The sequence below is a fragment of the Lujinxingia litoralis genome (assembly GCF_003260125.1).
Classification (GTDB): domain Bacteria; phylum Myxococcota_A; class Bradymonadia; order Bradymonadales; family Bradymonadaceae; genus Lujinxingia; species Lujinxingia litoralis.
Genome location: NZ_QHKO01000006.1, coordinates 232,013 through 245,630, shown reverse-complemented (window position 1 = coordinate 245,630; position 13,618 = coordinate 232,013). Strand labels below are relative to the sequence as shown.

The 13,618-nt window shown below is 63.6% G+C and carries 7 protein-coding genes and 1 CRISPR repeat array; of the genes, 1 reads left to right on the top strand and 6 read right to left on the bottom strand.

The window, feature by feature from the left end; translation table 11 throughout:
* Window positions 1-35: 35 nt before the first annotated feature.
* A CRISPR array of direct repeats spans window positions 36-1,774; the repeat unit is 36 nt; unit sequence GCTTCAACGGGGCCGCCTCCCTCAGGAGGCGGAAGG.
* Between the two features lie 1,315 nt (window positions 1,775-3,089).
* Complete coding sequence (locus tag DL240_RS14300; RefSeq protein WP_111730581.1) at window positions 3,090-4,001, top strand: hypothetical protein; 912 nt, start codon at window positions 3,090-3,092, stop codon at window positions 3,999-4,001.
* A 126-nt stretch (window positions 4,002-4,127) separates the two neighbouring features.
* On the opposite strand, the gene cas2 is transcribed toward DL240_RS14300, so the two are convergent.
* The 6 genes from cas2 to cas3g all read right to left on the bottom strand — a co-directional run bounded on the left by cas2 (window position 4,128) and on the right by cas3g (window position 13,461).
* On the bottom strand, window positions 4,128-4,430 hold the full coding sequence (gene cas2, locus DL240_RS14295) for a CRISPR-associated endonuclease Cas2 (protein ID WP_111730580.1): 303 nt from the start codon (window positions 4,428-4,430) through the stop codon (window positions 4,128-4,130).
* Window positions 4,431-4,480: 50 nt separating this feature from the next.
* Window positions 4,481-6,175 carry a CRISPR-associated endonuclease Cas4g/Cas1g gene (gene cas4g/cas1g, locus DL240_RS14290; RefSeq protein WP_111730579.1) on the bottom strand — a complete coding sequence of 565 codons (1,695 nt, stop codon included), beginning with the start codon at window positions 6,173-6,175 and terminating at the stop codon, window positions 4,481-4,483.
* An 89-nt stretch (window positions 6,176-6,264) separates the two neighbouring features.
* Window positions 6,265-7,887, bottom strand: a complete 1,623-nt coding sequence (gene csb2 / locus DL240_RS14285; RefSeq protein ID WP_111730578.1) for a type I-G CRISPR-associated protein Csb2 — start codon at window positions 7,885-7,887, stop codon at window positions 6,265-6,267.
* An 8-nt stretch (window positions 7,888-7,895) separates the two neighbouring features.
* Window positions 7,896-8,843, bottom strand: a complete 948-nt coding sequence (gene cas7g, locus DL240_RS14280; RefSeq protein WP_111730577.1) for a type I-G CRISPR-associated RAMP protein Csb1/Cas7g — start codon at window positions 8,841-8,843, stop codon at window positions 7,896-7,898.
* 77 nt (window positions 8,844-8,920) lie between these two features.
* Window positions 8,921-11,068 carry a type I-G CRISPR-associated protein Cas8g1/Csx17 gene (gene cas8g1, locus DL240_RS14275; RefSeq protein ID WP_111730576.1) on the bottom strand — a complete coding sequence of 716 codons (2,148 nt, stop codon included), beginning with the start codon at window positions 11,066-11,068 and terminating at the stop codon, window positions 8,921-8,923.
* Complete coding sequence (cas3g, locus tag DL240_RS14270) at window positions 11,065-13,461, bottom strand: type I-G CRISPR-associated helicase/endonuclease Cas3g (RefSeq protein ID WP_158542587.1); 2,397 nt, start codon at window positions 13,459-13,461, stop codon at window positions 11,065-11,067. Before cas3g ends, cas8g1 begins: the two co-directional genes overlap by 4 nt.
* Window positions 13,462-13,618: the final 157 nt, after the last annotated feature.

Here is a 13,618-nt window from a genome sequence, read left to right as displayed (position 1 = left end):
TCTGGGGCGATACGGATGAGCACCCCGCCGACCTGGCTTCAACGGGGCCGCCTCCCTCAGGAGGCGGAAGGCGGGTGCTCCTCGCTGTTGTGGGCGTGGGTGCCCTTTACGTGAGGCTTCAACGGGGCCGCCTCCCTCAGGAGGCGGAAGGACTCTTGGACGGCCTGCATCATGGCCTTGACCTCGGCCTTGCTTCAACGGGGCCGCCTCCCTCAGGAGGCGGAAGGCGCACCGCGCTCGACCGCCTACGGTGTCGAGGACTGGGACGCTTCAACGGGGCCGCCTCCCTCAGGAGGCGGAAGGGGGCTTTTGTGGTGGTGGAGTGCGTGTCGGTTTCGGCTCAGCTTCAACGGGGCCGCCTCCCTCAGGAGGCGGAAGGTCTCATTACGGAGGCGCGCGAGCACTGGAGCGCCATTGCTTCAACGGGGCCGCCTCCCTCAGGAGGCGGAAGGGGCCCGATCCACACGCCACGGCCACACGAGGGCATAAGGCTTCAACGGGGCCGCCTCCCTCAGGAGGCGGAAGGCCGCATGCGCTGCACCACGCGCGCAATCAGCACGTGGGAGCTTCAACGGGGCCGCCTCCCTCAGGAGGCGGAAGGGCTAGCGATGACGGGGCGTCCATACATGTACAGGCCAGGCTTCAACGGGGCCGCCTCCCTCAGGAGGCGGAAGGAATAGCAGTGCTGCCCGCGATGACACCACGCGGAGAGCTTCAACGGGGCCGCCTCCCTCAGGAGGCGGAAGGCGCAGGTAGCCGTTCATAAAGTCGACGTCGTCGTTCTTGCTTCAACGGGGCCGCCTCCCTCAGGAGGCGGAAGGCCGCCACCGAGGTATCCCGATGATCACGCCCATCACCGCTTCAACGGGGCCGCCTCCCTCAGGAGGCGGAAGGTCGTGGGGGCGCTTGGAGCGCTGCTAGTGGGTTGGATGGCTTCAACGGGGCCGCCTCCCTCAGGAGGCGGAAGGACTCATTTACGTCTCCTCCTTGTCTCAACCGAGGCGGCTTCAACGGGGCCGCCTCCCTCAGGAGGCGGAAGGAGGGAATACATCTCCGCCGACGTGTAGTCACAGGCGAGCTTCAACGGGGCCGCCTCCCTCAGGAGGCGGAAGGCCGTCTCGTCGGGAACGGCAGTCATACAATCAACCAGGCTTCAACGGGGCCGCCTCCCTCAGGAGGCGGAAGGGCCTATACTAGCGCAGAAGACGCGGCTGAGGATACGGCTTCAACGGGGCCGCCTCCCTCAGGAGGCGGAAGGACAGCGCAATTTCAGCGACTTCGTTCGATATACCTTCCCGCTTCAACGGGGCCGCCTCCCTCAGGAGGCGGAAGGGACATGGGAGACATGGCAAGAGCAGGGCAGAAGATCGGGCTTCAACGGGGCCGCCTCCCTCAGGAGGCGGAAGGCATAGACACGCCTCCCAAACATAATCAACAAGCAATTTGCTTCAACGGGGCCGCCTCCCTCAGGAGGCGGAAGGTCGGCGGAGTCGCGTTCGTTTACGTCGAGCACAGGAGCTTCAACGGGGCCGCCTCCCTCAGGAGGCGGAAGGCCGGAGGGACCGGCCGGGGAGGACGCCGGCGAGGTTATGCTTCAACGGGGCCGCCTCCCTCAGGAGGCGGAAGGGATCGGCAAGTCGCCGGACGCGTCGAGCTCGACATCGCTTCAACGGGGCCGCCTCCCTCAGGAGGCGGAAGGGTGTCAAGCGGGTTTGTGGTAAATCACGGTCAAATATTCGCTTCAACGGGGCCGCCTCCCTCAGGAGGCGGAAGGAGCACCTGTCCGATCACCGCGCCAATGCTGGACGAGACGAATGCGTTTGCGAGCATCGCTCAAATCCAGCGAGATCATGCTATGGGGAGGGAGTGTTTCCATGGCTCCAAGTGTATCAAAACATGGCATAAAAACAAGCACTTAGACCCGAAAAACGAGCATCTCCGGGCTTTTCCTCAGCACATCCATGCTCGTCACGTCGTGGCCGCATCTTAAAACTGCACTCGCCGCCAACAGCCAGGGCGCAGAGGTTCCAGAACATCCTGCCAGGGTCCAGTCCAAATCGGCGCCCGGTACCTCTGAAACCCGCTGAGTATTGCCGACCGCCCTTGAGCAATGCGCCGAAGGCCACGTCTCCATCTCACACCTCCCCAAAAAGTCGGCGCGAACTCATCGCCATCAGCACAATTCACCTCTCGGACCCCCTCCTCGTTGCTCCAAACCATACACTGATACCTCTCGGACCCCCTCCTCGTTGCTCCAAACCATACACTGATACCTCTCGGACCCCCTCCTCGTTGCTCCAAACCAACTTTTTCACCCCTCGGACCCCCTCCTCGTTGCTCCAGACCAACTTTTTCACCCCTCGGACCCCCTCCTCGTTGCTCCAGACCAACACCAATCACCTCTCGGACCCCCTCCTCGTTGCTCCAGACCAACACCAATCACCTCTCGGACCCCCTCCTCGTTACTCCAAACCATACACTGATACCTCTCGGACCCCCTCCTCGTTGCTCCAGACCAACGTCATCGAACTCCCCAGAGTCCAACATTTGATCTGGCATATCTGCACCAACCTCAGACACCTCTCTCAGGTTGGATTGCTCTGGGTCACTGCACCTCCCCCGGCTTCATCGACGCGCCACCGCCAGGTTCACCGCCCCAGAGAGAGAGGCGCACCTGTCGGCAAAATCGTGGCGAAGCCCCTTGGAGGAGCGCCGCACGATGGTTGGCACGACATCAACCACGCGAGGTCCGTTTTTGTGAATGAACAAAATCCCCCGGGATCGGCATACCACGTGTTGACCCGGATTTTGGGTTCTGGCACCCTTTGGGCATTCGACTCTTAGAGTGCTGCGAAAGCAGGGTGGTGACTTCCCGCAAAGGGTTGGCTCCGTCGTACGCGCGTTGTCAGTATGGTCTTGTGCTCCACAAGATCTCCTGGCGTGAGCCCAACGCGCAGCCTCATGTCGTATCCGGGGACCGAGAGCAGTCGCTCCGCACAGGCGCAGGCGTCGGATTGGCCGACGTCTTCGATTTGCCAGCCCAGGGCCCCGCGAGGCCCGGCACGACATCACATCTTGAGGAGGTCACCATGTCGCTCATCCACCTGAGAAGCCCGTCGATGATCGCCGTCTTTGAAGATTTTCTGAACAGCCCGGAGAAGCGAAAGATCTTTGAGAGCGATCCGATGGTGGCGCCTTTGCTCGGCCCCATCGAAAGCGCCAACCGCGATTTGATCCGCTTAACCCAGCAAGAAGGAGAAGCTGCCCGGGAGCTCAAAGAGATCAGCGATGAGCTCGCCGAGCGCAGCGAGCGCCACAACGCGATCTGCCGCGCGCTGGATGCGGGGTTTACCTTCGCGCGCCATCTCTGTGAGACGCTGCGCGAGCAACGCCCCATCGAGGCCGCCCGCGCCGTGGTGCTGCCCGACGGTCTCAGCGTGATCACCAGCACCTACCGCGACCAGGCCGGGCACGCGCTGCGGGTCGAAGACCGGCTCAACGCATCGCTTCGCGACACGCTGGGGCGAGTGGTCTTTGATGGGGAGGATCTCAACGCCCTGGTGGATGAGTATGTGGCCATCGGTCTGCGCATGAACACGCTGGTGGCCCGACGCGCCGAACTCCAGGGTGAAGATGATACCACCCGCGTCAGCGCCAACGATCTGCGCCAGGCCCGCTACCAGTGGCTCAAGGTGACCAACTCCCTGCTCAGCGTGGTGGAGATCTCCAGCTTGAGCGAGGGCGACAAGCGTCGACTTCTGGCCAACCTCCACCAGGCGCAGGCTCAAGCTCAGGCTCGAAAAGCACGGAGCTCTCAAAACACCACCGCCGAGCCTGAAGCCGAGGAGAAGCAGCTGGAAGGCGATACGCAAGCCAACATCAAGCTGCTCTCCCCTCCCCATGACGACGAAGCCGCCCCGGGGCGAACGCTTCCCGCCATGGACGACCCCTCAGTCGAGCCTGCGCAGCCGGTCGACCAAGATGTGCATGATATGAACTAACGCCGCTCTACCACTCGCCCGCAAAGCCGGCCCCCTGACCTGGGGGCCGGCTTTTTTTTGGTGACTACGCCTTGAGCAGATGTTGATGTCGATGACGCGACGTCAACATCTGCTCAAGGCATACGGTCACAGCACGATGGCCTTGCGCTGCTTGGGACCAAAGGGAACGCCCAGATAATCAATCGCCCTCTGGGCCCGGCTGGCCTCGGCTCCCAGGTCAAAAAAGAGCACCTGATCGTCGTCGTGGTGAATCAGGGCGTCGAGTTCCGTCTTCACCGTCGCCAGACTTGTAGGCCCCAGCGCACAGGCAAAGACCGAATACTGCACGTGCTGGCCCCATTGCTTGAGATACTCAAAGACCCTGCGCAGCCTCTTATCATCGGTGATGTCGTAGGTGATGATGAAGAGACGTACTTTTGTCGAGGTCATGGCTTCTCCTTACTGTCCGCAGACATGCTGTGTGCATCCATGCAGTGCGCTCAACGCGTGCGAAAGTTGGGCATCTCCTCAATCTCTCCGGTGAGCACACGTGCCAGCAACCTGGCCTGTACCGCAATGATGCGACGGTAGGAGATCGCATAACCGAAGAGAGGATGAATCACACTCTCGGTCATGCGCCGCTCATAAGCCGCGATCAGCGCTTTGCGTGCGTGCGTTTTCATCGCCACGGCCTGCCCGCTGCGCACAAAATGCTCCGGGCTCACCTCCCCGCGACGCACCATCAGATAGACCGCCGAGTCGACGATCAGACGACGAAAAGGCTCCATCAGATCCAGCGCCATCGAGGGCCGACCATGATGGGCGGTGTGGTAGACGCCCAGATAGGCGTCGAGCCCTGCGGCCTCCACGGCCAGCTGCGCATCTTTGACGAGCAGCGCATAGCCAAAAGAAAGCATCGCGTTGACGGGATCGCGTGGAGGTCTCCGGTTGCGCCCCTGCATCGCCCACGCCTCATCGTCGGCCTGCACTAAAGCGTTGAAGTGGGACCAGTACTGACGAGCGCCCTCCCCCTCATAGCCCAGAAGCTGTTCGGCACTCTCGGCCTTCTCTGCCTTCTTACGAATGCGCGTCAGTTTGCGCAGCACACGTTTTGATTCAGGCCCCTGCGGCAAATGCCGCCTCAGAAAGACCCGCGCGTTGTAGAGCTTATCGGCAATCAACGTACGTGCGATGTCCAATGCTACAGGCGACTCCGCCTGCTTGAACTGCGCAATGCGCACCTTCACATTGCGACTCGTCGCGCTCTGCGTGCGCCCGTAGTAAAAGCCGCCATAAGAGAAAAAACTCACGGGCACATCGCGACGAAGGAGCGCCTGCATCGCCTGGGTGGTGATCTGCACGCCTCCCATCAGATTCAACTGACTCATCGCGCCAAGTCCCACCTCCGCAGGCTCCATATCCGAGCCCCGACGCGGCGTAATCTTGAGCATATTTTGTTTAAGGCCGATCCGCGTTCCGCTCTCCGTTACATAGACGGGCACTGCGTCATGATCCGGCACCAGCACCCGTCGAATCTCCCCCTCTTCATGCGCCCCACCTCCGGTGAGCGCATTCACCTCATCGGGCAAACACACCACGTTGAGCGAACACCCCCGGCATTTAGGCGAATCCACCAGCGGCGCGGGAGGCTTTTCGAGCGAACGCGTATGACGTGCAGACATCGCGTGGCCCAGCGCCCAGGTCTCCATCTCCGGCGTAAGCACTTCGACCACGCGCTGACGACTACCGTGGTACCAGGCCGCGATCGACTCGACACGGTACCCATGCGCCTTAAGCAATAGCGCCTGCAAGGTGAGCTGGGCGCGATCGGCCTCCCAGAGCTCGCCGTCCCGCGTGGGTTTGCCTTTCTTTGTATCGACCGGCATCACCCGGCCCTCATCGACAAGGTCCACCAGATCGAGCTTGCCGGTCAGCCCTGACGTATCATCACTGAGCCAGAGCGAACGGGTATGCCAGGGGTCATCACCCTCATTCTCCGCTGATTCATCGGGGGTATGGGGCGCGGGCATGGCTCCACCCGGCTTGTCGACCCGGCGATGCACGTGGCTGCCCTCGAGCGTATGGGCATTGTCCACAAACTCCCCGGCTACATACTCCAGCCAGAAGAGCCTGGAGCAAAAGACATGAGCGTTAACCGCGCGAAGCTGCAAAGGATCATCGAAGGAACTTCTCATCGCATACCTCTCCCTGCCTGACGCCAAACCCGAGCCCCCGCCCCGGTTGCTATACTTTTGTCAAAGACCGCCCCCCCACATCGTTGAACTTAGCCGCTCACCTCCACCGGGCTGAAAAGCCCCAGCCCGTAGTGCGCGCCATAACCCACCGCAATGGGACCCCGCACCGGCTCGGCAAACTCGATTGCGAAACCGGTACCGTGATTCGGGCCCCGTTTGCCCCCACCGCGAGGGCGACGGGTCGCAAACTCCAGCCAGCGCACCTGACGCCCGGCGATCGGCAGCGCATCAAGCGCTTCGATACGCTCGACCTCAGGAAAGCCCTGGAGCTTGAGCAGACGCAGCAAATCATGAGCATCACCACCAATCGTCAGCCCTCGCGCATCACGCTTCGCTTCGCCGTTCTTGCGCTTTTTAGGGTGACGGGTGCCCACAAAGGGCGTGAGCGAACGCCAGACCTTCGACTCTCCGTAAATGGGGGCCTGACCGGCGCGGGCGTTAAACCCGCCAAAGTCCTCCGGCGTACCCACGCCCAGCAAGATCAGCTGCAGATCGTGGCCATCCTTGCCCCAGAGGCGCTGCACGCCATCGAGCACCCGGCGTTGAGCCTGCTCGCTAAAACCAGCGGGTGCCCAGACGTTGAGGTGCGTGATGCGATCGGTGACCGGGTCATTGGCCTCCGCAAAAACAAAAGCGTGCTGATGCCCCTTGAGCGGCCGCCCCAGCGCGTCGACGCCCGTAAGCGTAACGTTGTCGTCGGTGCGGCTGGCCAACGTCTTATGCAGCTTTTCACATTGATAAAGCGCGGTGGTCAGACGCGGGGGGACCTGGCTGGCAACGGCGTAGCGCGCCACAGTCGGCGCACCCACCACTTTTGGCGCTTCGACCTTCGGCGGCAGCCAGCTCTTAACCGGAGGACGCACGTAGTCCACCCAGCGCGAGCCCGGAGGTTGGCTCCAGCCGGCCTTCTGCAGCCGGTCGGTCTCGGCCCCAAGCACTGCCACCACCGACGAAGGGAGCGCGTCTTCAATGTTCTGCCGCTTCTTTTTGGAGAGCCTGGCCGTGTCGGGGTCTTTGCCCCTCTTGATGGCCGTCTGGCGCTCGGCGTCGAGCTGACGCTGAAGCATTGCCTCGCGGTAGCCCTCCCGCCAGATCGCCAGCTCCTCGGGCGTCAGCGGCATCAGCTGCCGGGTCGACTCGCTGCCCGGTGGTACCTCAAACATCCCGGCCGGGCCGGCATTGGGAGCGAAGGTCTCTGGCAACGCCACGCGCTCGATGCTCACCCAGGACTCGGCGCGCCCCAGGTAGGCCACCCGGGGCAAGAGCACGTTAAGCGCCTCCCCGGCCACCGAGGAGAGCACCAACCCGGGAAAATGCGCGATCGCCGGGGTGTCACGATCGACCACCAAAAAGGTGTCGAAGACCTTGGTCGTCGACGTCTCGTTGGGCATGTAGTGGCGCGTATGGGCCTGCACCGCCTCGGGAAGCTGCCAGAGCGGCGCCACTTCACTCAGCTCCTTTAGCAGCATAGCCAGCGCCTCTTCGCTGACCTCATCGCGCGCCTTGAAATGGCGCACGCTGATCAACGTCCGCAGCAGGCGCCAGGGCGAGGGCGGCCACTCCACCACCCCTTCGTTGACCTGGCGATCCCAGGGGGTGGCGTGCGCATGCCCCGAGGTGTAGCGCAACGCTATCGTTAGTTCGTCCGTCATAAGGGATCTCACTTCTTCTTGGGCTTAAAGTGAACAACCGTGATCGGCTCGTCGGCAAAGAGACCGGAGGCCGCCTCGATCAACGTCGGCATCGCCTCTTCGAGCTGACTGAGCTCGGGCAGGCTGTAGCCGGTGGGACGCGTGACACGCAGCTCCTTCAGATCAAAGTCGCAGGCGGTGCGCAGACGCAGGCCCTCGCGCAAAAAGCGGCGGATCTTATAGAGTGCCAGCCCGATCAAGAGCTCTTCGCCGGCCTGCCCCAGCCCGTAGCCCCGGATCTGCGCCAGATCGAGGTTGAAGTAAGCGGTGACCTCTCCGGTGTAGTCTTCTCGGTGGTAGGGCACGTTGCCATAGCCCTCGTTCGCCCTGCCATAGGGGGTGTTTTCACCGGTGGCCGGCTGCACACGATCGACCTTCACGCCCCCATACGCCGCCACGCCCACATTGCGCGCCTCAATAAACCCGCTGACCGCCCGAGGCAGGCGCACCGTGCCGCCGACCTTCTCCAAAAAGATGCCGTGCAGCAGGCTATTCACGTCGTACTTCGCCAGCGCGTGGACCAGCTTGCGGCGGTCAAAGGGGCTGTTCTTATCAAAGCCGATCTCCTCTTTGATCCCGTCGAACTCATCGGATTTGACGATGTAAGGGGAGTTGAGGCGATGGGCCTCCAGCAGCGAGTTGGTCTCTTTCCCCCCCTCAATGATGGACTTCACGTAGGGCAACCCTTTCAGCGGCTCGACCAGCGCCTGAGCGCCCTCATCCCAGGCGGTGGACTCCAGACGGTTGGCCATGCTCTGGGCCGACTCCACCAGAAGCATCTGAGTGCCGTCGGGGGCCTGATAGGTGGCCGCCCCCAGATCCGGAAAGCCCGTAGGCTGAAAGCGATGCCCCTGAATGGGCTTGAGGTCGGCTTCGATCAAAAGGCGCGGGTCGTTGGCGAGTGCATCAAAATACATAAGAAGCTCCTTAAAGGATTCAGGTCACAGGTGAGAGTGAAGTACAACGCGGGCAAAACACTTATAAAACAGGCAACTTAATCGGCCTGCTCACGCGCCGGGCGCAGCAGCCCCCGGGCCAGATAATCGATGTCGCGGGAGGCCAGCGGAAAGAGGAGCGCGGCGCTGGCTCGGCGCAGCTGCTCGGGGCTGGCGTGCACCGCCCCGACCGCTGGCGGCAGCCCGCTGGCCCGCAGCCGACGAGCGGCGATGCTCAGAGCCTGCGGCGCTCCGGAGAGCGCCCGGTAGATGATGGCGCTGTGAATGGGCAGGTGCTGCTCGCGCACCGGCCAGCCGGCAAAGCAGAGCTTGAGCAGGCCATAGATGGCATCAGGCCCCCAGGTTTCTAGCTCCGGCGCGGGCAACGCCGGGAGGCTTTCCATCAGGCTCAAAGCCGTCACCAACGCGCCAAACTTCCGCTCGTCGATGCGCCCCTCGATAAAGGCGGTGACGTCCTCCAGTCGCGCGCTGCGCCCTCCCGTGTCGGGCCAATGGGGGCAGCCGGCCTGGCTGGCCAGAATCAGCCGGCGCTTCAACACCGCCTGCATGCTCTCCACCGGTCGGGCGTCGTTCCACACCACGTCGCGGCTGTGGTTCTCGGCCCAGCGCCAGCCGTCCCTGGTGGGCTCCACCGGCTCCAGATGCTCGCGAAACACGCGCTGGCGCCCTTTGTTAGCGTCGCCCCCGCTACCATAGCGCCCACGCAGGCTCGCCAGCGCCGCGGCCAGCCGAAACTCCGCGCTCTGCTCGTAGGCATCAAGCACCCAGCGCGGGTCTTTGAGCACCAGGGGCTTCAGCCCGTCCTGCTCCCTACTCCAGGCATAGCTTCCCGCCAGCGCGCGTTGCGCGTTGCCCAACGCCAGCAAGAGCCCCAGGAGCGGCGCGCCGCCCTGCCCTGCCTGCTGCGCACTGAGCTCAAAGATCGCTTCTTCGAGTTGACGCGCCGCCGAAGCCACTCTCCCCGGTGCCGTCTTCGCCCCGGCCTGCCGAAAGAAACGATCCAGCCAGGGATCGATGGCGTTGAGCAGATCGACGCGGGCGTTTCGCTGCACGGGGATGCGCCCCAGCGGGATCGCGAAGTAGGCCAGACCGTTGCGCAACTGAAACCCGGTGCGCTCAAAGGCGACAAGCCCCCGATCCACCCCCAGCGAGGCGACTGCACGCGCAAAGTCCACCCCGTTTTGGGCCGGGCGCTGACTCACGGTCACTCGCCCCTCCGAAAACAGCGCCCTCAACTCGTGATACGTGCTCGGCTGCGACCACAAGGGCAACCAGATTTCGCCACGAGAATCGCCACTGTCGGCACCACTGGAGCTGCCGTAGCCCACGCCGGACGCCCGCACCGTAAAGGGCGCGCTCATCGCCCCTCCCCTCGCGCTCTCCAGACGTCGCGATGATGCCGCGGCAAAGAGCAACGCTCCCTCGAGCATCAGCACAAAATCCCAGGGGTTGATGAGGGAGTCGGCGTCAAACCCCTGCGTGGCGTTGGCCCCCCCTGCCGCCCCCGGGAAAAACTGTCCGATGGACTGCTTTCGCCCCAGCGCATCGACCGAAGCGCCATAAAGCGCCGCCTCTAGCCAGGCAGCGGCCATCGGCGTCGGAAGCCCGCTATCAGGGTCCACCACGTCATTGAGACGCTGCATGTAGTTATTAGTAAAATCCAGACGACCATCGTTGCCGCCGGTTCCCAACAAGGGCGGATACGATGGCCCGTCATCCAGCAACACTACCGCCGCATCAAACCAGTCGAGCGCCTCATCGGGGAGCGAAGCCCGACACCCGGTTAGGAGTGTGGCCTTCTCATCCGCCGACGACACCTTGAGTTCAATTCCAAGGCGCTCACGAACCCCCTTTGCAGTGGCGATCGTCTGCCGATAGCAGGCATGGCGCGATGACGCTCCGGCCATGATCGCTTCCATCGCATCGGTGTTGTCTTTAGGGCTAAACCCGCTGCCCCCATTCCACGGCGCGATCACCGGCGAGGGCTGATAGTCATTGAGAAAAAACGAGAGCAGCTCGGGTCGGGTCAGGCGGCTGACCAGATGAAAGCGCTCGTCTTTCCAGTAGCCGCGGGCCAGAGGGTCGGCCTGCTCGGCGACCAGGCGAAGCACGGCCAGCGACTTGAGGTAATGGGCCAGCGGGGAGGGCTTGCAGCCGCTCAACGTAAGCGTGTGCGTGGGGTTCATCGGGCCTCCTGAGTAGCGAGTGCGCTGGCGCGCTGGTCGGCCAGGCGAAGCAGGGATTCGAGCCAGGCCAGGCAAAAGGGGCCCAGCTCCGGGGCGTCGCGCAGGTCGAGGCAGCGCTCCAGCCAGGAGCCCTGCCCCAGACGCATCGGGGAGAGGTCGAGGGTGAAGGGCCCCAGGGTGGTGGCCTCGTCCAGCGGGATCACCGGCAGGGCGTCGCCCTGATGCACCCCGCGGGCAAAGAGGCGCCCGTCTTCGGGGGCGTCTTCGGCCGGCAGCGAGCGCAGGCTCAGGCGCACCTTCCCGTGGTGGGCGGCGATCATGTAGGCCACCGCGTTGGTGTCGCGTCCGGGGGGATGCTCGGCCAGAAAGGCCAGCGCCGAGGCCAGCTCATGGCGGAAGTACTTACGCTGGTAGCGTCCGCGGCGATGCGCCGACTTGGCCCAGAGGATGTCCGGGTCGGCCGGGGGCTCCTGGCTCCCTGCAGCCGGGGTAAGCAACATCTGCTGAAACACCGGGTGCGACTTACCCACGTCATGCCAGCGCGCGGCCTCCAACAACCAGCGCTGCCAACGCTCCGGCAATTCAAAGGCTTCGGCGACCTGCTCGGCCTGCGCCACCACATCGGCGCTATGCTCGGCCAGACTCTGCCAGGCACCGGTGTAGGTGCGCGGATCGTCATTCATTCGGGCAACCGCCGAGGCCTCGTCCGCCAGGCGAAGCTCGGGCACCGGCTCAAACTTGCCCTTTGGTAGCCCGATAAATCCGCGCTGCGGGTCGTAGCCTCCGGTGGCCGAGTCGACCAGCAGCACCTCCCCGGGACGCGGCGGCGCCAGCTTGGTCACCTTGACCCAGCGCTCCCCCAGGGGGTCGAAACGCCAGGCTTCGCTCTTCTTCTTATCCTTTGTCGCAAAGTCCTTCGCCGGCCCGATCGCCACCCGGCAGAGCTCCTCAGCCCGGGGCTCGGGAAGCTCGGCATGCGGCGGTTCCCCCTGGAGAGCTCGCCAGAAGAAAGACACGTCGGTGTCGTTGCCCTCGCGGATGTAGCGCGACACATCGAGATCGTTGCCACTCAAATCGGCAGTGGTGTCGAAGAGCTCGAGCAGATCGCGGCGACGCAGAACGGGGTAAATCGTCTGCGGGGGCTGCCAGTCGATGGCGCGCACGCGCTCGGGGCCCACATCGTCGAGTGAGCTCAGAATAGTGCGGGCGCCGTTGAGTTCCTCAAAGGTGTAGGGCAGGAGCACGTCGCCGTCTTTTTCGTTCTCCGCCCTGAGATCGATCCAGAAGACGCGGGCATCGTCGAACTCCCCGTAGCGGTTGCATCGACCCACGCGCTGCACGAAAGAGGGCCAGGGAGCCAGCTCGCTAAAGAGGGTGCGCGCCGAGATGTCGACGCCGGCCTCGATCACCTGGGTGGCCACGATGATACGCCCCCCTGGAGCCTGAAGCGCCCGGGCGTGCTCGCCACGCTCGGCAGCGCGAAAGCGGGAGTGCAAGAGCGTCACTGGCACGTCTCCGGCGACCTTCTGGAGCTCCTCAAAGAGCATCTGCGCGCGCGACACCCGGTTGAGCACCACCAGGGTAAGAGAGTCGTCGATGTGAGCGTCGAGAATGGCCGCGGCGAGTTCCTCAAGCCCCTCGCCATTTTTAGTCACGTCGCGAGTTAGTGTGGGGGGGGCCTTGTGCAGAGCCTTGGTAGCGCCGGTGCGCTGGCGTACAGCGTCGTGCGCTTCATCGAGGGAGCCCAGTCGATGGGTTCGCCAGCCCTCGTCGCCGGGTCGGTGGTCGACCGTGTGCAGGTCGCGCGCGCTCAGGGTCGCGCTCATCCAGATCGAATGCGTGGGCCGGGCCGTGCCCAACCGGTCGCGAAACCCCTGGAGCTGGGCGCTGGTGGGTACGCTCACGCCCATGAGCTGCGTCTCATCAAAGACCCAGAGCGCGTCGTTATGTAGCCAGGCATAGTGCATCGGCCAGGCGTAGCGGCTCATGCCATAACCCCGCATCAACGCCCGGGAGAGGAGCATGTCTTGAGTGCCGATGATCACCGCGTCGCGCTCAGGCTCCTGGGCCCAGTCCAGCTCCTGGTTCCCCCCCATCAGCATGTTGACCGTGGGCACCTGCTCAAAATGCTCGGCGGCCTTCTCCACCCAGGCGGAAAATGCCGCGTGAGTCTGCTCTACCAGCGAGCGCATCGGCAAACACCAGACCAGACGCCGCGGCGTATCGGCCTCTCCTAGGCTACGCCGATAGAGCCAGGCCACCCCGATCGCGGCCGTCTTCCCCAGCCCGGTGGGCACATCCACCAGGTCGGGCCAGCCACCTTCACTAAGCGCACACTGATACGGATAGGGCACCGCACCTGTAAGCGCTTGAAAGAAATCCACGTATCCCATCGATCCCTCCGAGTCGTCCTGCATCTCTGTCGATGGGCGTAGTAAACCCCCTGCGTTACATTATTTCAACCTTCCTTTTTCACCCCTGACGATCAAAAAACAAAAAAGACACCCTGAAAAGGGTGTCTTCGTGTCTTAACGCCGGGATGTCCGGGGG